18 protein-coding genes and 1 pseudogene are annotated in these 18,820 nt (G+C 42.2%); 10 read left to right on the forward strand and 9 right to left on the reverse strand.

Annotation, left to right across the window (positions count from 1 at the left end; translation table 11 throughout):
- Nucleotide 1: 1 nt before the first annotated feature.
- Nucleotides 2-5,140, reverse strand: a complete 5,139-nt coding sequence (locus H6G97_RS17245; protein ID WP_190941964.1) for a PAS domain S-box protein — start codon at nucleotides 5,138-5,140, stop codon at nucleotides 2-4.
- Between the two features lie 162 nt (nucleotides 5,141-5,302).
- Here H6G97_RS17245 and ldpA point away from each other — a divergent pair, with 162 nt between their 5' ends.
- Together ldpA and H6G97_RS17255 are read left to right on the forward strand one after the other, a co-directional pair.
- Nucleotides 5,303-6,460: a circadian clock protein LdpA gene (gene ldpA / locus H6G97_RS17250; protein WP_190941965.1), complete on the forward strand. Its 1,158-nt coding sequence runs from the start codon at nucleotides 5,303-5,305 to the stop codon at nucleotides 6,458-6,460.
- 92 nt (nucleotides 6,461-6,552) lie between these two features.
- The gene (locus H6G97_RS17255) at nucleotides 6,553-8,286 is read left to right on the forward strand and encodes a R3H domain-containing nucleic acid-binding protein (protein ID WP_190941966.1); all 1,734 of its coding nucleotides are present in this window, start codon (nucleotides 6,553-6,555) and stop codon (nucleotides 8,284-8,286) included.
- A gap of 789 nt (nucleotides 8,287-9,075) precedes the next feature.
- On the opposite strand, the gene H6G97_RS17260 is transcribed toward H6G97_RS17255, so the two are convergent.
- Both H6G97_RS17260 and H6G97_RS17265 read right to left on the reverse strand, forming a co-directional pair.
- Nucleotides 9,076-10,269: a Coenzyme F420 hydrogenase/dehydrogenase, beta subunit C-terminal domain gene (locus H6G97_RS17260; protein WP_190941967.1), complete on the reverse strand. Its 1,194-nt coding sequence runs from the start codon at nucleotides 10,267-10,269 to the stop codon at nucleotides 9,076-9,078.
- Nucleotides 10,270-10,551: 282 nt separating this feature from the next.
- Entirely contained in the window at nucleotides 10,552-11,520 is a 969-nt protein-coding gene (locus tag H6G97_RS17265; RefSeq protein WP_190942004.1) for an AAA family ATPase, read from the reverse strand.
- A gap of 126 nt (nucleotides 11,521-11,646) precedes the next feature.
- On the opposite strand from H6G97_RS17265, the gene H6G97_RS17270 reads away from it, so the two are divergent.
- Nucleotides 11,647-11,802, forward strand: coding sequence for a hypothetical protein (locus H6G97_RS17270; protein ID WP_190941968.1), 156 nt, complete (start codon nucleotides 11,647-11,649; stop codon nucleotides 11,800-11,802).
- A gap of 39 nt (nucleotides 11,803-11,841) precedes the next feature.
- Here H6G97_RS17270 and purN read toward each other — a convergent pair whose 3' ends face one another.
- Entirely contained in the window at nucleotides 11,842-12,498 is a 657-nt protein-coding gene (gene purN, locus H6G97_RS17275) for a phosphoribosylglycinamide formyltransferase (protein WP_190941969.1), read from the reverse strand.
- A gap of 308 nt (nucleotides 12,499-12,806) precedes the next feature.
- Here purN and H6G97_RS17280 point away from each other — a divergent pair, with 308 nt between their 5' ends.
- On the forward strand, nucleotides 12,807-13,601 hold the full coding sequence (locus H6G97_RS17280; RefSeq protein ID WP_190941970.1) for a caspase family protein: 795 nt from the start codon (nucleotides 12,807-12,809) through the stop codon (nucleotides 13,599-13,601).
- Nucleotides 13,602-13,658: 57 nt separating this feature from the next.
- The gene (locus H6G97_RS17285; RefSeq protein ID WP_190941971.1) at nucleotides 13,659-14,891 is read left to right on the forward strand and encodes a hypothetical protein; all 1,233 of its coding nucleotides are present in this window, start codon (nucleotides 13,659-13,661) and stop codon (nucleotides 14,889-14,891) included.
- A 102-nt stretch (nucleotides 14,892-14,993) separates the two neighbouring features.
- On the opposite strand, the gene H6G97_RS17290 is transcribed toward H6G97_RS17285, so the two are convergent.
- Nucleotides 14,994-15,323 carry a helix-turn-helix domain-containing protein gene (locus tag H6G97_RS17290; RefSeq protein ID WP_190941972.1) on the reverse strand — a complete coding sequence of 110 codons (330 nt, stop codon included), beginning with the start codon at nucleotides 15,321-15,323 and terminating at the stop codon, nucleotides 14,994-14,996.
- 3 nt (nucleotides 15,324-15,326) lie between these two features.
- Complete coding sequence (locus H6G97_RS17295; protein WP_190941973.1) at nucleotides 15,327-15,704, reverse strand: type II toxin-antitoxin system RelE/ParE family toxin; 378 nt, start codon at nucleotides 15,702-15,704, stop codon at nucleotides 15,327-15,329.
- A gap of 243 nt (nucleotides 15,705-15,947) precedes the next feature.
- On the opposite strand from H6G97_RS17295, the gene H6G97_RS17300 reads away from it, so the two are divergent.
- From H6G97_RS17300 to H6G97_RS52530, 3 genes are read left to right on the forward strand one after another with little or no spacing between them, the layout of a single operon-like run.
- Nucleotides 15,948-16,172 (forward strand): ribbon-helix-helix domain-containing protein, encoded by a 225-nt coding sequence (locus tag H6G97_RS17300; protein ID WP_190941974.1) that lies wholly within the window; start codon nucleotides 15,948-15,950, stop codon nucleotides 16,170-16,172.
- Nucleotides 16,159-16,371 carry a type II toxin-antitoxin system PemK/MazF family toxin gene (locus tag H6G97_RS17305; RefSeq protein WP_242054964.1) on the forward strand — a complete coding sequence of 71 codons (213 nt, stop codon included), beginning with the start codon at nucleotides 16,159-16,161 and terminating at the stop codon, nucleotides 16,369-16,371. Before H6G97_RS17300 ends, H6G97_RS17305 begins: the two co-directional genes overlap by 14 nt.
- Nucleotides 16,372-16,374: 3 nt before the next feature.
- Nucleotides 16,375-16,485, forward strand: a complete 111-nt coding sequence (locus tag H6G97_RS52530) for a type II toxin-antitoxin system PemK/MazF family toxin (RefSeq protein ID WP_242054965.1) — start codon at nucleotides 16,375-16,377, stop codon at nucleotides 16,483-16,485.
- Nucleotides 16,486-16,985: 500 nt separating this feature from the next.
- On the opposite strand, the gene H6G97_RS17310 is transcribed toward H6G97_RS52530, so the two are convergent.
- Together H6G97_RS17310 and H6G97_RS17315 are read right to left on the reverse strand one after the other, a co-directional pair.
- Nucleotides 16,986-17,261: a BrnA antitoxin family protein gene (locus H6G97_RS17310; RefSeq protein ID WP_190935122.1), complete on the reverse strand. Its 276-nt coding sequence runs from the start codon at nucleotides 17,259-17,261 to the stop codon at nucleotides 16,986-16,988.
- Nucleotides 17,224-17,499 carry a BrnT family toxin gene (locus H6G97_RS17315; RefSeq protein WP_190941975.1) on the reverse strand — a complete coding sequence of 92 codons (276 nt, stop codon included), beginning with the start codon at nucleotides 17,497-17,499 and terminating at the stop codon, nucleotides 17,224-17,226. The genes H6G97_RS17310 and H6G97_RS17315 overlap by 38 nt, the downstream gene beginning before the upstream one ends.
- Nucleotides 17,500-17,646: 147 nt before the next feature.
- Here H6G97_RS17315 and H6G97_RS17320 point away from each other — a divergent pair, with 147 nt between their 5' ends.
- Nucleotides 17,647-17,871, forward strand: a complete 225-nt coding sequence (locus H6G97_RS17320) for a ribbon-helix-helix domain-containing protein (protein ID WP_190941976.1) — start codon at nucleotides 17,647-17,649, stop codon at nucleotides 17,869-17,871.
- Nucleotides 17,858-18,196, forward strand: a complete 339-nt coding sequence (locus H6G97_RS17325; RefSeq protein ID WP_190941977.1) for a type II toxin-antitoxin system PemK/MazF family toxin — start codon at nucleotides 17,858-17,860, stop codon at nucleotides 18,194-18,196. The genes H6G97_RS17320 and H6G97_RS17325 overlap by 14 nt, the downstream gene beginning before the upstream one ends.
- A 188-nt stretch (nucleotides 18,197-18,384) precedes the next feature.
- Here H6G97_RS17325 and H6G97_RS55390 read toward each other — a convergent pair.
- A pseudogene (locus H6G97_RS55390) lies at nucleotides 18,385-18,471 on the reverse strand (BrnA antitoxin family protein); the annotation flags it as partial.
- Between the last annotated feature and the right edge of the window lie 349 nt (nucleotides 18,472-18,820).

Consider the following 18,820-nt stretch of genomic DNA (forward strand, 5'->3'; position numbering starts at 1 on the left):
TTTATACCCGACTGTTTGTAAAAGTAATTTTGAACTCTGTTCCCTGTTGAGAGTTAATTTCAAGCTTTCCTCTTAACTGCTTGACTAAACCCTGCACTAGTGTTATGCCAAGTGTTTTAGCTTTCTTACTATCAAAGTTTTCAGGTAAACCAACACCATTATCTCGGATAATGAGTGTCAAAGTAGATTCCAATTCTTGATAAAACTTAACCTCAATTTCGCTTCCACGATTACCTACAAAGGCGTATTTTAAAGCATTGGAAACCAGTTCATTGATAATCAAGCCACAAGGAATTGCGGTTTCGATATCGAGGCTAGCATTATCAACTTGAATATTAAGTTTAATCTGGCTGGAACTGACGTTATAAGAATCAAATAGATGAGTTGTTAAATCTGGGATATATTGAGCAAAATCAATATCGGCGAGGTCTTCAGAACGGTACAACTTTTCATGAACTAGGGCAATAGAAGCAATGCGGTTTTGGCTATCGCGCAAAATTGCTGTTACTACAGGATCTTGTGTCCGTCGGCACTGCATTTGCAATAAACTGCTGACGATTCCTAAATTATTTTTCACACGATGGTGAATTTCTTTGAGTAATACTTCCTTTTCTTTGAGAGAGGCTTTAATTTTTTCCTTTGCTTGCTTTTGCTCAGTTATATCTTGGTGAACAGCTACAAGGACGTTTCCATACTCAGGATGGCTAAAAACGGAAGCAGTAGCGCTACACCAGAATAAACTGCCATCTTTTTTAACATTATGAACCTCATAGGTTGCTTCACTCTGTTGCAAGATAGTAGTTCTAATCGCCTGGTTAACATCTTCAAGTGTCGTATGTTCATTTCTGTGATTAACAATTGACACATGCTTACCAATTAATTCACCAGGGTCATAGCCAAACATCTGTTCAAATTTAGGATTGGTGTAGACAAACACATCATCTATAGCACGAATTAGGCAAATTCCCTCCGCCATGTTACGGGTAATTACTGCTTGCAACTCTAACATTTGTTCAGCGCGTTTGCGATCGCTGATTTCAACGACAACGACACCTATGCTAGTGGGTTGATCGGCTTCAGATTTAATCGGAAAATAAGAAGCTAGCCAAGTTCTGATTACACCTGGGAGTTTTGGGGTTTCTCCACTGATTTCTAAATCTAGAATCGATTCACCAGTTGTCAAGACATGTTGAAACACTTGTTTCTGCTTTGATGCCACATCAGGTACAATATCCCACGGTGTTTTACCAATATGTGCGGCTGCGGGAATGCCATTAATTTCTGCTAATGCTTCATTAATAAATGAAAAACGCAGTTCACGATCCAGAATGGTTATACCAACGGGTGCGCTATTGATAAAGGTGTCAAATAACTTTTGCTTGTGAGCCAGTTCTCGTTCTAAAATCTTACGTTCTGTGATGTCGATCGCTACCCTACCCACTAGCTTTTGTTCAGACAATCCGAGAATTGGGAATTTATATACCAAGAACTCACCAAGAATACCATCTGTTTGAGAAGCAACTTTGATCGTCTCAATTGCCTGATTTGTCTGTGTAACTGTCTGAATATGATCGAAATGCTGCCTAGTAACTTCATCTTGGTAAAGGCTAAAAACTGATTGCCCAATTACCTGTTCGGGTAGTAATTTAAATGTCCGCAAGTATACTTGGTTTGAGTAAAGTATATGCCCCTCTGTATTAGAGATCCACGCTAGCACTGGGCTGTTGTTCATAAATGCTTGGAACCTAGCTTCACTTTCTCGCAAGGCTGCTTCTGCTTGTTTGCGTAAGCAAAGCTCGTCGTAGACATCACTAGTGTCAATAATTACCCCTAGCATCTGTATGGGGTCGCCTACTTCGTCATAAATGCCCCGCCCTTTCCCTGTCAGCCAATGAACACTGCCATTCGGATAAGTTACTCGGTATTCACCCTGAAAATTAGTATGTTGTTCCAAAGCATTTGATACAGCCTGTTCAATTTTGTCAACATCCTCTGGATGAATACAATCGCGCCATAGCTGATAACTAGCAGCTGATATTTCTGGCTTTAAACCTAACAAACGATAATGGTTGTCGTTCCAGACAACTTCGCCTGTTTTAAGATTCCAATCCCAAATACCGATGTGATTAAATTCTAATGTTAGCCTCAGTTGCTCCTCACTTCTGGCCAAAGCTGCTTCGGTTTGTTTGCGTAACCGCAGCTCGTCATAAACATCACTGATATCCCGATGAGTACCAGTCATCCGTAAAGGTTTACCCTGTTCATCTCGAATTACAACTTTGCCATAGTTGGCAATCCATTTGCATTCGCCAGACTTGGTTTGAACTCGATAGTCAAATTTGTAGGAAACTGAACTATCCTCAAGATGAGCTGCCAAGATTTTCTTAACCCAAGGTAGATCCTCTGGATGAACTAATCGCTCCCAAGTACTCAAATCTTGGGGGAGTTCCTCAAAGCTGTATCCAAGCATTTCGAGAAAAAGGGGGCTGTAATACATCTCTCCAGTCAAAATATTCCAGTCCCACAAACCATCCCCAGAAGCCTCAAGTGCCAATTGTAATCGTTCCTCACTTTCTCGGAGGGCGATTTCTGCTTGTTGGCGATATTCTTCGACGCGCTTACGCGCAGTGATATCTGTGACTCGTACCAGTTGCATCACAGTACCAGCAACGGTAATTTGTTTGGCTGCGATGTTTCCCCAAAAGTAATTGCCCTGCCTGGTGACATATTCAATTTCTCGACTACAAAAACCTTGCTGCTTAATTTCTTCGTTTATGGAGCCTAGTTCATCGGGGGTGAACTGTTGTTTTTGCAGAGTATGACCTTGAATATTAATGAGTTCAGCTTTGCTAGAGGCTGCAAATAACTTTACTGCTTGATCGTTACAGTCAGTGGTCAGTAAAGTTTCTATATCCACCAGAAAGAGCGCATCAGCAGACTCATTATAAACAGCTTCTAGCAGGTCGCGGCTCTTAATGATTTCTAACTCAGTTTGTTTACGCTCTGTAATATCTAGAACAGATCCTAGCAGCTTAACTGCCTGCCCTTGAGGGTCATAAGCTATCTCTGCTTTCGCCTCAAGGTAGCGCATTAAACCATCGGGTCGAACAATTCGATACTCAGTATTAAAAGAGGTTGCTTGAGCGATTGCTTGTTGGATATGGGTCTTCATCCAAGCGCGATCGCTTGGGTGAACTATCTGGAGAAATTCTTCCTCGGTCGGTTCGCTTTGAGTTGGATTTAGACCAAAAATGCGAAAAGTTTCCATTGACCAGCAGCGCTTTTTGGTTTTTAAATTAAATTCCCAGCTGCCTACATGGGCAATCTGTTGAGTAGTGGCTAGCAGTGCTTCACTCCATCGGAGTCTTTCTTCAGTCTGTATGCGATCGGTAATATCCCCAAGTGAACCGACTAATCGCAGTGGATTTCCTTGCTCATTCCAGATTCCTTGAGCCCGCGATTTAAACCAGCGATAGCTGCCATTTTTGCAACGGAGACGATATTCAACGTTATAATCTGAAACTTGCTGGAGCAAATAAGCTTCTTGTGCAGCCATGACTCTGGCATAATCATCAGGATGAATGCGAATACTCCACTCATCATCGCGATCGCTAAGTTCGTTCGGTTCATATCCCAACATTGTGAACCAACGCCGAGATCGGAAGGTTTGATTAGTAGATATGTCCCAATCCCAAATTCCCTCATTAGTACCTGCGATCGCTAATTGCCAACGTTCTTCATTTTGGCGCAAGGTTTCTTCAGCTTTTTGGTGATCGCGTAGCGCAGCTTGTTGTTCACTGATATCTCGCCCCTCTGGAATCAGCAAAACAACTTGACCTGTCTCGTCTCGCAACGGACGCAGAGAAAAATCGATTGTTATGACTCGGTTATTTGCGCCTAGAACATCGACTTCATAGCGGACAAACTCTCCTTGAGCTGCCAGAGCGATCGCTTGTTTTAATTCTGCTTGAGTTTGCGGTGAAATCGTCCACCAGTGTGTTTTCCAAAAAGGGCGATTGATCACATCTTCAAGCTTGAGTCCACCAAAACTGAGCGCAGTCTGGTTGGCCTCCAGTAAAACGCCATCTGGCGTTAGTAACCCTGTGAACTGGAAAGTATTATTAAAAATGGCATGAAAACGGCGATTGCTTTCCTGCAATTTGGCAGTGCGTTCTTCTACTTTGGTTTCTAACTCGGTATTGAGGGTTTCGAGGTTGTGGTAAAGTTCGGCTTGTTGGATCGCGATCGCTAATTGCACCGTCAGTTGGTTGAGCAATTCCACCTCAAATGTTTGCCATTGTCGGGGGCTAGAACATTGATGCACAATAAATAACCCCCAGAGTTCCAGTTCAGGAGTCCCCTTACTTTTTAACAAAATCGGGACAACTAAATTCGCCTTCACCTGAAACCGTTCCAAAAGTTGAATATGACAATCACTTAAACCCGCTTCGTAGATGTTCGCCACTGTGAAGATTTTTCCCTGACGGTATTCTTCCGGTCGATTTTGCTGAAAAGAGGTATCTTCAATCTCAAATCCCAATATTGGTGTCCATTGGGGTAATACTGATTCCGCTACGACCTTACCCATCATCTGAGAAGTAAATTGATACACCAGCACGCGATCGGACTTGAGTAACTGGCAGACTTCTTTGGCACTAGTAGTGAGGATATCTTGAAGCTTCAAGGATTGGCGGATATGCAGAGCGATCGCTCCGACTAACTGTTGTTGTTTTAGCTGCCGCATTAGCTGCATCTGCTTGATCGCGCCATGAACCGCTCGACGTAAATTATCAGCAGTCAGTTTTCCCTTAACAAGATAATCTTGCGCCCCACTCTTGATAACTTGGACTGCGATCATTTCGTCGCCCTGCCCAGTTAACATAATCACAGATGTATGGCTACCTTGAGTTTGTCGCTGTAATTCATGCAGAAATTCCAGCCCATCCATATCTGGCAATTGGTAGTCCAATAGAATTACATCCGGTGTTTTCCATTGACAAACTTCCAGCGCCTCTTTGCCAGACTCAAATTCGTAAATCTCGTAGGTGTAGCGCTCGTCCCCATCTAAGAAGCGTCGATATCCAGCTCTGTCTTCAGCAGAGTCTTCTACGAAAAATACAGTTATTGAATGGACTTTCATACAGTTCGACCTTCAAAATAAAGTAGAGGGATGGCTCATAAAGCATAGGAAGGAAGAAATAATTAATGTCTATTTCCCAGTCCCCAATCCCCAAATCAAGAAATCCGAATTTTTCTTGATCACAGACTACTATTTTTAATCGTATAAACGCATAATAGAAGTGTGACTGATCTGTTCGCCCCTTTACAATCTCTCAAACAAGGTAACTGGTTCAAGCTGATCTGCGGAGCCAGCTTCCAGCATTTGCCGGCAGTCAGAAGTTTAACGTTAGCCTATACTTTGGCGGGCGCTGACTGCATAGATGTTGCAGCTGATTCTGCGGTGATTGCAGCGGCGCAAGCAGGGCTACAAATAGCCAAATCTCTGGCTAGCGATGCCCAAAAGCGAGGCTTTGAGTACAAAGGGAATTCGCCCTTTTTGATGGTCAGCCTGAACGATGGAGAAGATCCCCATTTTCGGAAAGCAGAATTTGATCCTACTAAGTGTCCTACAGACTGCCCACGCCCCTGTGAACGGATTTGTCCAGCACAAGCCATTGTGTTTAACAGTATAAAAGAAGACCTTTCAGGAGTAATATCCGAAAAGTGCTATGGCTGTGGTCGTTGCATACCAATTTGTCCGCATGATAAAATTTATACCTCATCGTATGCGTCAACGCCGGGAGCGATCGCGCCTTTGGTAATGTCAACGGGAGTAGATGCCGTAGAAATCCATACGAAAGTTGGGCGGTTGGCAGAGTTTGAGAAATTATGGCAAGCAATTTCACCCTGGGCTGATCAACTAAAGTTACTAGCTATCAGCTGTCCCGATGGCGAAGGGATGACTGATTACCTAAAAGCACTGCATAACCTAATTGTCCCATTCAAGAGTGCTTTAATTTGGCAAACTGATGGTCGTCCCATGAGTGGTGATATTGGCGATGGCACCACAATAGCCGCGGTGAAATTAGGGCAAAAAGTTTTGGCAGCTCAGTTACCGGGATATGTGCAGTTAGCAGGTGGCACAAATAGCTATACCGTTGCTAAGTTAAAGGCAATGGGACTACTGAATAGAGCAGGGGGAGCAGGGGGAGATGAGGGAGCAGGGGGAGCAATAACCTCCTCATCCCCCTCATCCTCCCCATCCATTGCCGGTGTCGCCTACGGTAGCTACGCCCGTGTACTGCTGTCACCAATTCTCGAACAGTTAGAGAATAAGGAGGTAAATAACACCAATGTAAAGGCGACTGTTCGCCTAGAAGAAGATGACGTATTACTTTGGCAAGCTGTAGAACTTGCCCATTCTCTCGTTTCCCAGATAAAGTCACAGCACGAGCGCTAATCGCTATATGTTTTGAGCATTAGGATGAGCATCTAAAAAAGAGCGAAGACTGAAAGCATTGATTTACGTTGTTTCCGTCACTAATAGAAAGCATGACGATTACAGACGATCTCCAAAAGTTATTAGACATTTTGCCCCAAGACCTGCGACAAGTACTAGAGAATCATCCCAAACGAGATAGTTTAGTAGAAGTGGTCTTGGATTTGGGTCGTCGCCCAGAGGCTCGCTTTCCTAATCAAGCTGAGTATCTGAGCGAAGTACCCGTTACTCAAGAACAGATAGATGATTGTATTCAACGAGTTGGAATCTTTGGCGGAGATAATCGAGCAGGAATTGAGCAAACTTTGCATCGGATCAGCGCCATCCGTAACCGTACTGGTAAGATTATTGGCTTGACCTGTCGCGTCGGTCGGGCGATATTCGGAACCATTGGCATGATCCGCGATTTGGTAGAAACGGGTAAATCGATTCTCATGCTGGGGTGTCCAGGCGTGGGCAAAACTACTGCCTTACGGGAAATTGCCCGTGTTTTAGCCGATGACCTACATAAGCGAGTGGTAATTATTGACACCTCCAACGAAATCGCTGGGGATGGTGATGTTGCCCACCCTGCTATTGGTCGCGCTCGGCGGATGCAGGTTGCTCATCCAAACCAACAGCATCAGGTAATGATTGAGGCAGTAGAAAACCACATGCCAGAAGTCATTGTCATTGATGAAATTGGCACAGAACTCGAAGCTTTAGCGGCTCGTACCATTGCGGAGCGGGGTGTACAGTTGGTAGGAACTGCCCACGGGAATCAGATTGAAAACCTGATTAAAAACCCCACCCTGGCTGATTTGGTTGGGGGTATCCAAGCTGTGACACTGGGAGACGACGAAGCCAGACGGCGGGGCAGTCAAAAGACTGTTTTGGAGCGTAAAGCCCCACCTACCTTTGAAATTGCTGTGGAAATGTTGGAACGCCAACGCTGGACAATACACGAAAGTGTTGCTGACACCGTAGATAATCTGTTGCGGGGTCGTCAGCCTACTCCACAAACGAGAACCGTTGATGACCAAGGTAAAATTGCCGTTACAAGGCAGTTAGCTGTTGTCAACGGTCGCGGTGGACAGCTAGCGACAGTGGAAGAATCTTTCCCATCGGCGCGACCGTCTAATGGCTGGCGTTCATCTGGACAAATGGTAGCATTGCCACAATTGCCTGTAGAACGGGTAACTGGACGCAGTGAGTTTGACCGTTTGTTGGATGAATCTTTCAATTATTCTGAAAGCATTGATTTAAATGCTGCTACAAGAGTGCCAGGGCCGAATGGTGAAGATTTGCCATTGCACGTTTACCCTTATGGGGTTAGCCGCCACCAACTAGAACAGGTAATTAGCGTGCTAACTTTACCTGTGGTATTGACAAAAGACATAGATAGTGCTGATGCAATTTTAGCACTGCGATCGCACGTCAAAAACCACGCTAAATTACGCCAAATGGCTAAGGCCCGTCATGTACCCATCCACATGATCAAGTCCAGCACCATTCCTCAAATTACCCGTGGTTTGCGGCGGTTGCTGAACATGGACGACCCGGAAATGGCTGATGATCTAGAACTACAATTGTTTTTGCACAATGGTAGTGATGATGAGATGGATGCCTTAGAAGAAGCTAGACTTGCTGTTGAGCAAATCGTGATTCCGAAAGGACAGCCAGTGGAGTTATTGCCGCGTTCTCCCCAAGTCCGCAAAATGCAACATGAGTTGGTAGAACATTATCGCCTCAAGTCGCATAGTTTTGGTGAAGAACCAAATAGAAGATTGCGGATTTATCCGGCTTAATCTTACCCTCAGCCTCTCTCCGTTTGCTTTAGCCTGCCGTTAGGCAAGCGGAGAGGGGATGTCATTAGTACCGCAAGGCAGAAGTCAAAAATCAAAAGTCAAAAATCAAAAGTTTTGTATATCAAGGCTTTTGCAAGTTTTAAAATAATAGCTTGATTTGCGCCACACTGTACTAGGGGACACTTGATGTCCTATAGAGAATTTTATTTAAGAAAAGTAAAAAAATATTTAGTATATTTCTGTACTATATATATATTTTGGCCTTGTCAGCATCTACCCTAATACTTATTGATTAAGGGGAAAGGGAAAGAAAAAACCCTTAACCCTTTCCCGAAACCAAATTTTGGGTTCAAAATGCAAAATCCGAGTAGTATTGGCATCTACCCTACGCCAAAAAACCCGGTCACGAAGACCAGGTTTTTGTAGGGCCATATTCCCCCAAGGCTAGTTATAGAAGTTATTTATAAATCAGTGTTCTGGTAATAACTACCAAACTTAAGTTACCAATTTCGGAAAATTATCGCCCAATTATGAAAATTTTCTTTTACTAACCTGGGCAATGCCTGCGCGAATATATGCTATTTGCTTGATATCAGTACGTAAGTGTAGCCCGCCGCAGGCATCGGTAATGCAAGACTAGGCGGACAGTATCACTTGATGTTTACTCGTCAGGCTAGTAGTTACAACTGAATGGGGAGTGGGTAAAAAGCAGGGGGCAAGAGGGAGAATAAAAAATTACCTCTTTCCCCTCTGCTCCCTGCCCCTCTGCCTCTTCTCAATGCCCAATTTTTATTCTGGTAATTTATATTGCCCAACTATACGCTTGGCAAACTCTGGAACGTGCGCTTCTAATTTCTCTGGATGATTTCGCTTCACATACAAATAATTCCGAGTAAAGTGAGAATCAATCGAAAACCGCGCATATTCTAAACCTTTGGGGCCGATTTTTTCAATGACCACACCCATGAGCTTTGCTGCCCACATGGGGAGGGTAACGCCTTTATCGTAAGCGGGAATACTTTGCTGTACAGCTTCCTTGCGATTGCCTTTAGATGTCACTGGTTGAGTGACTAATTGGTCTTTCACCAAATCCAGCATTTCCTTGCCAGTGTCATTTCTAACTACAATCCATTGCCAGCCAAAGGGTGCGCCCATGTAGCCAACGACTAAATCGGCTAGGGAGTTGACGTAATCAAAGCAACTCATACAAGATGGGGCAAAGACATCTTTGAGTTGGTTTGTCTTCAAGCCAAAGAAAGGTACTGTTTCTGATGAGCCATCCTCATGTTTGAAGTGAACCCGGAAGTCTTGCATAAATTCGTAATGCACAACTGTATCAGGTGATCGGCTGGTGGTTTCTAAGAATTTTTGCAGTCCGGCGCGGTTAACATTATCTACGCAGGGCGTACCCAAAACATACAGCTTTTCTAAACCAAGTTGTTTTTCTACGGCTCGTAATGCCTGGATTTGGCAACCAACACCAATGACTAATAGCCGCTTCATCCCTGATTTCTCTATCTGTTCCAACACAGAAAGGTTGGGGGAAAGAGTTGGTTTATTTACCCGCGCTGCTAGTATTTCTTCTGGGGTACGGGCGATGACAGGCATGGGTTGAAAGCGGTCTTCTTTGGTATTTTGCACACAGACAACACCTTCAACTATGCCGCGATTGAGCATTTCAATGGCAATGCTGCTAACAATACCCGTCCATTGTGCGCCTTCGATGGGCTGTTGTTTCCGCGCTGCTATCATGTCTTGGTGAACACCAAAGTAGAGTTCATCAGGGTTTTCGAGATGGCGCGATCGCGTGTGGGTTTCTTCTTCAAGTTCACCTATTTGCTGATTAATAAAAGCACAGGCTTCCTTGACATAGTGAATATAGTATGTATCACATAGTCCGCATTCGCTACAGAGTTCTTTCGCAGGGCGGCGACTGGTAGATTTTAAGGCTCTGGCTTTTTTGTGAGGAGAAACTGAGGTCATATAAACTTTTTGTTTTATCCAGGAATCGCTTTTATTACAATACCTTCACTGGCTATGAACTTGACGATAGAAATTTTTATGGAAATACGGGAGACGCTTAGACTGGTTTTAAATTTTTAAACGCAGAGTAACGCAGAGTTTTGCCTAATAATTAGCTACCAATTAATGAAATAGTGTACTGAGAGGCTATTTATAAAGTAAAAATAAAATGTAGCAACTGGCATTGTGTTAAGCGCGTATTTCGAGATTATTTATCACAAACAATATGAGATGCGATCGCACTCAGCGATGATTCGGGGAAATGGAATTTGATTTTTGATACACAGATAAAAGCAGACATTCCCAAACTAGCCGTGGTTGAGCGTAAGCAAGCAAGTGTTTACGAGCTTGTTCTAGTTGGTTAATGATACTAGGCTGATGCCACTGCTGCCAGTAAAACTGCTGAAGATAATCAATTAACCAGAGTTGTGCTTCTGTATCTAAATCCTTATCAATTTTTTTGGCTAACTCCAAGGCGTTACGGTAAGATTTAGGCACTTTTTTCAAGTCTTCGAGTAACTCAGGGGGAATAACTTGTAATTGCTCATAAGATGCGATCGCACTTCCGGCACTACCAGCTGCTATGCTCAATACTGCCTGATTTTGCAAAATTTCCTGATGACCTGTTTGTGTGAGTATAACAGCCAAAGACTGTGCATCTAAGCGATAAAAAGGAATGCGTTGACAGCGTGATACCAAAGTCGGCAACACAGATTCAGGTGTAGGTGCAATTAAAATTAACGTCGCCTGTCCTGGTTCTTCTAAGGTTTTAAGTAAAGCATTGGCTGCGGCTTCTGCCATTGTTTGGGCTTCTTCTACCACTACCACATTCCTTGGCGCTTCCAAGGGCGGACGACCTAAAAACTCGGTAATTTCCCGAATTTGCTCTAGTCGAATTACAGGTGGTGCTTTACGCTTGAGTCCTTTTTCGGCTGCTTCTGCTGCTGTTAATCGTTGTCCCTGGTATTGGTACGTTGGTTGTACCCACAATAAAGCTGGGTGGTTGCCTTGACGCAAACGGTTTTGTAAAGGCGCAGTAATTTCCATCCCATTGGAAAATAGCAATTCTACAAAACACCTGGCCGCTAAACTCCTTCCGACACCATCCGGCCCCACAAATAGATAGGCTGGAGGAACCCGGTTTTGTCTGACAGCCTGAGTGAGTAATTCTATGGCTTGCTGTTGTCCTACAACTGGTGCAAATGGGTTAATAGTTCAGTACCTTCGCCAAAACAAAGAAGATGAAAATAGAGGAGTGATGTAGTAGAGTTGCTATCTTCTAAAAAGACAACTTAGAAGCTACAAAATGCCTATATTGGACATCTTAACACTGTTACAATGACTTCTAGATTGATTTCGAGAGATGAGTCCAAACAGGATATGCTGCGCGATCGCACAAGCAACGGGGATGTCTTTATTTTAATACCAGAACGCCGCTCCATAGCGCCTTGCACTCTATTTGGGCGTGGGGTTCCTACACGCCACACCCTCTAAGTAAGTAGACGCAATTAAATATAAGATGTCATTGCGATTTTACGTTAGGCTTAGTGTAGCTTTTGATGACGCTGCCAGAGCGATCGCTAGCGGTAAAATCCGATGTTCCTGTATTTGAATCCTGGCGTGGAGTGTTTCTGCTGTATCATCCGGCAATACTGGTACTGCGGCTTGCATTAATATTGGGCCACTGTCCATTTCTAAACAAGCTATATGTGCTGTACAACCAGTGATTTTTACCCCAGATGCTAAGGCTTGTTCAACAGCATGGATTCCCTTGAAACTAGGTAACAAACTAGGATGGATATTGATAATTTTATCAGGAAAGGCATCCATGAAAACTGATGTTAACAATCGCATCCAACCTGCCAAAATCACCCATTCCACATCGTAGTGCTGCAATGTCTGCACAATTTCCTCATCAAACTCTTCTCGACTTTTATAGTTGCGGTGATTCAATAAAACAGCTTCTACACCTCTATTGGCTGCTCTTACGGCTGCTTTAGCCGAGGGGTTATTGTAAATTAAAACTTGAATTTGGGCATTTAGCTGCCCATCTTGGATAGCTTGGGCAACTACATCAAAATTGCTGCCATTCCCAGAAGCCATAATTCCCAGTTTTAAAGGGGCGACTAGTTGACAATCGCTAATACTGGGAGAAACCAAGCTAGGGGTAGAATCAGGGCGGAGGGTCATAAACAGCTAAGAGGAAAAATTATAGATGCCAAAAAATATACTAAATTGTGGTGGTTGGGTAATGATACAGTAGCCGCCTGGATTTTTCTCACATAAATAGGTTAAATTTCATCTTCTGATTTAGCAATGTCTTCTTTTATATTGCAATGTCTACGACAGGCTACGCCTACGCTTGATTAAATTTTGCTCTAAAAATTTAGCTTATAATCTAGTCCTGTTGATAGAGATAATATTCTAAAACTTGGTATAAAGGAAACAATACAGAGATTAAAGCCGCATAGGATTTGATCGCAGCATAGGTAAATTAAATGGCGAAGGTAGCGTTGCTGATTGGGGTCAGTGAGTATGAGCCAGGGCTAAACCCGTTGCCCAGTGCAGTTAGAGATGTGGAAGCAGTGTATGGTGTACTGCTGCATAGCGAGATGGGCGGGTTTGCCGCGTCAGATATTACCCTGCTAAAAAATCCTGAACGACAAGTTGTAGAAATGGCGATCGAAGCGCTATTCTCTGGACGGCACAAAGATGATTTGCTGTTGCTGTATTTTTCGGGACACGGCATCAAAGACGATCGCGGTAGGCTGTATCTGGCGACTCGCAACACCAGTAAGACGCAGCAGGGCGAATTGATTCGCTCAACGTCGGTGTCTGCCAATTTCATTCATGATCGCATGAGCGAAAGCCGCTCCCGGCGGCAAGTGGTGATCCTAGATAGCTGCTTTAGTGGCGCGTTTGCCGAAGGGATGTCTGCCAAAGATGACGGCATGATTGACATCCGAGAGCAGTTAGGCGGTGAAGGACGAGCCGTGTTGACTTCTTCTACTTCGACTCAATATTCCTTTGAGCAAGAGGGGCAAGATTTATCGATTTATACTCGTTTTTTGATTGAAGGTATCAAGTCGGGAGAAGCCGATCGCGATCATGATGAGTTTATCTCTATTGATGAACTCCATGAATACGCAAGTGAGAAGGTGCGAGAACTTCAACCTGCGATGAAGCCGGAAATCTATGCAATTCGAGAAGGTTTTAAGATTCGACTGGCAAAAGTGGCTCCGGGTGATCCCAGACAGCGATACCGTAAAGAGGTAGCGCGATTTATTCATTGAGGCGAAATTTCTCTTGTTGGTCGTCGGACGTTAGATTATCAGAGGACTCGCTTAGGATTGGAGACAACTGAGGCGAAGGCGATCAAAGATGAGGTGTTGGAACCGTACCGCAATGAGTTCCGCGAAAAACTCCAGCAGTATCAGCAGACGTTTACTGAACTACTGGAGCGAGACGAGACAATTACCGATAGCGATCGCCACGATCTGCAAAATCTCCAGCAAATTTTGGGGCTGACGCAGCGCCAACATTATCCAGATGAGGTGACGCGGAAACAGTTGCAGCAAACCTGGCAGACGTTGGGGTTGAGTGAAGGAGATGTGGGAGCGATCGAGAGGCGGATTAATGCGGAGATTGAAAGGCATCAAGCAAACCTGCGGCAATATGAGCAAGAGTTTACAGAGGCTATTCAGCAAGAATATCCGCTCAGTGCTTTCAAACACTCTCAACTAACGCAACGTCATCAAGCGTTGAATCTGACTGCTCGGAATGTTACTGCAATTGAAAATCGAATTATTACTGCGATCGAGGAACATCGGCAAAAGCTTCAGCAGTATGAAGAGGTGTTTAGAGAGTCAATGCAGTTTGAATATCCTCTTAGTGATGCTACTCGTGAAGAACTTCAGCGCTTTCAACGAATTTTAGACCTTTCTGCTCAGGAAGTAGCACAGATTGAAGCGAAATCAATTGAGAAGAGTGGGGTAACCGCAAAAGTTTTTTCTCCAGAAAGTGAAATCAAACAAGATAATCAGGTATTACCACAAGAAAATCAAGGCTTTTTGGAACCGCAGAACAGAAATAATCAAAACTTAGAACAATTACATAAAAATAAACTTAATAGAATAATTGCTGTAATTGTTGTTTCTAGCATTGTTATTTTGTCAATAAGCTATATTTCAATGGTTACTGATGAAAATGCAGTTGTTAACCCATTAAGTAATGAAGATCAGCCAATTCAATCAAGCAGTGAAGAGAACTTACCAGTTGTAGATCAAGTTCTCCAATCTCCAGATAAGCCAATACTTGAACGTAGTTATAGAGTGAATGCACTGACTGCTCAACAAGTTAATTCATTAAATGATTTATTTAAAAAATTTAAAAAAGTAGATAATTCGTTTGAACCTGTAGAACCAGGTAGCGCAACAACTTATAAAGAATGGAATGTCCTTTGCATAGGTGAGCAAGGTCAATCAGGATGTCCCAGGTCGGCAAGACACGAGATTGTAAGCTATGGAGATTTTAGATCGAATAAGTTATGGACTTCTAGGGGTTGGGTTATTTACAAGCAGTAGACTTGTTATAAAACTTATAACCCAGTCTGTATAAGGGTTAAAAAGTTTATTTATATGTCTTTAACCAACGCCGTAATAGGGTTTTAACATTGAGGTTGATAATTATTCACAAACTACAGTCGTGCAAGCAATTGAACGGCTTTCTGGTTTAGGCTTAATTGTAATCTCTACATCATTACCTAAAATGTTTATAAATCTGATCAATCTATCTATTGAAAAATCTTTTAGTTTCCCTCTAGTTAAAGCAGATATTTTTGGTTGATCTATTCCAAGAAGTTCGGCTGCTTGGACTTGATTTAATTGACGATTAGCAATAATTTCACTAATTTTGCGTGCAAGTTCTGCTTTAATTAAGCGCTCTTCAGGATTTGACAATCCTAGATCAGCAAAGACATTTCCGTTACTAATATAAACATCATTTTCCTTGCTCATCTTTTACTCCATTGTTTTTGCTATTTCTTGTAAATAATCTTCCTGAGCAACCTTGAGTCTCTTCTTAACTAAATCTATATCTTGTTTTCGTGTAGCAATACCGTGTTTTGATTTCTTTTGAAATGAATGTAATAGGTAAACAAATCCTGCAAATTTAACAGTGTAAATTGCCCTGTATGTATCTCCTTCAAAATCATCTACAATTTCTAAAACCCCAGTGCCTGTAAATCCATGCAAAGGTTTTGCGTCAGGATGCTTTTCACCATGTTGTGCTAAATCCAGAGCATAACCCATTACATCTTGCACATCTTCAGGGAAATCTTTTAAATCATCAAGAGCGCTTGCAACCCATTTGAGGGGTTTTTCTTGTTTTTTACTCATGTAATGCTAATTATGCTAATAATAGCATATTAAAGTATAAGCGATGCCTCCGGCTGTAAACTACGCACCTGCTGGGCTTTGATGCAAAACTTAGTTTAAGGACTCCAACTAGAAATTATTATGAACCAAGAACTTACCCAAGCGATGCCTCAGAAGTTCAGCTATTCCACAGTATCGATTTACTGACTTGAGATTAAGCTAGGATATTAGCACAAGTTATTTTTGATACTAACTGGTAGGAAGATGAATGTAGAAAAGCTCTCTATTTCCTTGCCACCGTCTTTAGTGGAGTTTGTCGAAAACTACAAGCTCAATAAAGGCTGTAAATCTCGTTCTCAAGTCATTGAAGAAGCATTAGAATTGCTACGAAACCGAGAATTAGAGTCAGCTTACCGAGAAGCGTCTGCTGAAGTTGATAACGATTGGAATGTGACAATAGCAGATGGTTTAACAGATGAAACGTGGTGATATTTATTACGCAAATCTTAGTCCAGTAAAGGGTAAACGTCGTCCAGTTTTAATTATCAGTAATGATATAAGTAATGGTGCTGCTACTACTGTGACAATTTTACCACTTACTTCTAATGTGAGCCGTGTTTATCCCTTTGAAGTTCTGCTTAATCAAGAGATTAGTGGTTTAACAAAACCTTCTAAAGTACAGGCGTAGCAAGTGCGAACAATTTCTAAGCAACGAATTACTGGTGAAGTATTGGGTAGTTTAAACGAAGATATGATGGTACTAATTGATGCGGCGTTAAAATTACATTTGGGATTGGTTTGAGTTTGCAGAAAAATAGCGATCTTTAAGTAAAGACTCCAACTAGAGATAATTATGAACCAATATCTTACCCAAGCCATGCCTCAAAAGTTCAGCTATTCCATATCTCAAAGAAAATTTCCTTTTCTTGCTCAGTGCTTACTGGCTAAATTAATCTAACACTTTGGTGATTCAGTCAAATAAACTATGGTATTGATCGGTTCTAAGAATGAACAATCACAGACTCTTGCATCTATCTGCACCCTACTACCTAAAATTCTTTCAGGTGAAATCTACGTCAAAGAAACGAAGAAAGTATTAGAGGTAGTGACATGACCAGAGTTCATTTAAAATTTACGCCTATCAAAACATAGAATGAAACTTGAAGAATTCATAAGTCAGAAGCAAAACCGGAGATGCTTCACCTACAGTCAGAATTAAGCCAACTAGAGGTAATTATCAACCAAGAGCTTACGCAAGCGATGCCTCATAAGTTCAGCTATTCCACAGCATCGATTTACTGACTATCGATGAGCTTCCATATATGCTCGCAGCAAGGTATTGATCTGTGTTTGATAACCCCGTCCTTGCGACTTAAACCACTCCAATACATCGCTGTCAATGCGTAACGTCACCTGTGCTTTATTTTTTGCCGCAGGTAAACCCCGTCGAACTGTAGCCTTGGCAAACAGTTCTGGTGTAATTTCCGGGCAATCTGATAAATCAATGTCTTCATCGCTCATAGCATCAAGCCGTTGCCAATCAGTCTGAGAATTGCTCGAAATAGATTCGTTGCTCATATTTTGTTGCCTTTCTTGCAGAAATAATCCGCGTTAAATCATCACGCTCTGTATGGACAACAGCAACGACTCGCCCTTGCAACAAGCCAAACGTGACGAAACGCTGCTCTGCGTAGCTGTAGCGATGGTCTTCAACCGTCACCGTGTCTCCATCAAATAGTGCTGGGATATCGATAAAATCGATTCCGTGCTTGCGAAGATTGCTAAGACGTTTTGCTTCATCCCATTCAAACTGCATCACCAAAACACAGCTACGCTTACCTAATTGTAACTACAAATTGTAGTTACAGCAACTTAGTCAAACGGATCTGCTGCGCTTTGAGATTAAACTACTATATTAGTACGAAATTAGTACGAATTATTTTTGCTACTAAATGGTAGGAAGATGAATGTAGAAAAACTCTCTATTTCTTTACCACCATCTTTAGTGGAGTTTGTCGAAAACTACAAGCTCAATAAAGGCTGTAAATCTCGTTCTCAAGTCATTGAAGAAGCATTAGAATTGCTGCGAAACCGAGAATTAGAGTCAGCTTACCGAGAAGCATCTGCTGAAGTTGATAACGACTGGGATATGACAATAGCAGATGGTTTAACAGATGAAACGTGGTGATATTTATTACGCAAATCTTAGTACCGTGATGGGTTCAGAAATGGGTAAACGTCGTCCAGTGTTAATTGTCAGTAATAATATAAGTAATAGTGCTGCTACTACTGTGACAATTTTACCCCTTTCTTCTAATGTGAGCCGTGTTTATCCCTTTGAAGTTCTGCTTAATTCAGAAATTAGTGGTTTAACGAAGCCTTCTAAAGTACAGGCGCAGCAGGTGCGAACAATTTCTAAGCAACGAATTACTGGTGAAGTATTGGGTAGTTTAAACGAAGATATGATGGTACTAATTGATGCAGCGTTGAAATTGCATTTGGGATTGATTTGAGTTTGCAGAAAAATAGCGATGTTTAACTAAAGACTTCAAGTAGAGATAATTATGAACCAAGAGCTTACGCAAGCGATCGCAGTTGGATCTTAAATTTTCATTAACTTTACGTAGGCATCGTACCTGCTGGGCTTTGAGATTAAGCTAGCATATTAGTATGAATTATTTTTGTTACTACTTGTATATGCTCAGACTAAGCTATTGATTTGGGTTTGATAATCCTGTCCTTGCGACTTAAACCACTCTAATACATCGCTGTCAATGCGTAACGTAACCTGTGTTTTAACAGGTACTGAAAATCACCTAACTCTAGAGCAAATGCGTTACAACCAAGCAGTAAGAGCTTATACCAAAAAATTCAGACTTTTCCCAACTTGGTTGTAATTAATACTTTTGGGTTTGAAAGCAAATAGTTCTCCAAGCGTGGCGAATAGGTAGAGGTAGAACCGAAGTATGACTAGGTTGAATGTGCAATCAATAACAAGTATTTCTACTTATAACTTTATCTAGTAAATTTATATTCCTTTAGTAGAAGTAAGACTAATCAAAATGTTTTTATACTATTAATCAAGCAAAAATAGATAAATTTTTCAATTTAATCTAATTAAATAGAAAAGAGGCTTT

It is taken from the genome of Nostoc flagelliforme FACHB-838 (assembly GCF_014698065.1).
GTDB lineage: Bacteria > Cyanobacteriota > Cyanobacteriia > Cyanobacteriales > Nostocaceae > Nostoc > Nostoc flagelliforme_B.

What these genes read in the sequence shown, in the direction of transcription:
- H6G97_RS17245 (WP_190941964.1), bottom strand. Translation starts at nt 5,140, where the DNA reads ATGAAAGTCCATTCAATAACTGTATTTTTCGTAGAAGACTCTGCTGAA.
- H6G97_RS17290 (WP_190941972.1), bottom strand. Translation starts at nt 15,323, where the DNA reads ATGAGCAAGGAAAATGATGTTTATATTAGTAACGGAAATGTCTTTGCT.
- purN (WP_190941969.1), bottom strand. Translation starts at nt 12,498, where the DNA reads ATGACCCTCCGCCCTGATTCTACCCCTAGCTTGGTTTCTCCCAGTATT.
- H6G97_RS17325 (WP_190941977.1), top strand. Translation starts at nt 17,858, where the DNA reads ATGAAACGTGGTGATATTTATTACGCAAATCTTAGTACCGTGATGGGT.
- H6G97_RS17315 (WP_190941975.1), bottom strand. Translation starts at nt 17,499, where the DNA reads ATGCAGTTTGAATGGGATGAAGCAAAACGTCTTAGCAATCTTCGCAAG.
- H6G97_RS17280 (WP_190941970.1), top strand. Translation starts at nt 12,807, where the DNA reads ATGGCGAAGGTAGCGTTGCTGATTGGGGTCAGTGAGTATGAGCCAGGG.
- H6G97_RS17300 (WP_190941974.1), top strand. Translation starts at nt 15,948, where the DNA reads ATGAATGTAGAAAAGCTCTCTATTTCCTTGCCACCGTCTTTAGTGGAG.
- H6G97_RS17320 (WP_190941976.1), top strand. Translation starts at nt 17,647, where the DNA reads ATGAATGTAGAAAAACTCTCTATTTCTTTACCACCATCTTTAGTGGAG.
- H6G97_RS17260 (WP_190941967.1), bottom strand. Translation starts at nt 10,269, where the DNA reads ATGACCTCAGTTTCTCCTCACAAAAAAGCCAGAGCCTTAAAATCTACC.
- H6G97_RS17270 (WP_190941968.1), top strand. Translation starts at nt 11,647, where the DNA reads ATGACTTCTAGATTGATTTCGAGAGATGAGTCCAAACAGGATATGCTG.
- H6G97_RS17310 (WP_190935122.1), bottom strand. Translation starts at nt 17,261, where the DNA reads ATGAGCAACGAATCTATTTCGAGCAATTCTCAGACTGATTGGCAACGG.
- H6G97_RS17295 (WP_190941973.1), bottom strand. Translation starts at nt 15,704, where the DNA reads ATGAGTAAAAAACAAGAAAAACCCCTCAAATGGGTTGCAAGCGCTCTT.
- H6G97_RS17255 (WP_190941966.1), top strand. Translation starts at nt 6,553, where the DNA reads ATGACGATTACAGACGATCTCCAAAAGTTATTAGACATTTTGCCCCAA.
- H6G97_RS17305 (WP_242054964.1), top strand. Translation starts at nt 16,159, where the DNA reads ATGAAACGTGGTGATATTTATTACGCAAATCTTAGTCCAGTAAAGGGT.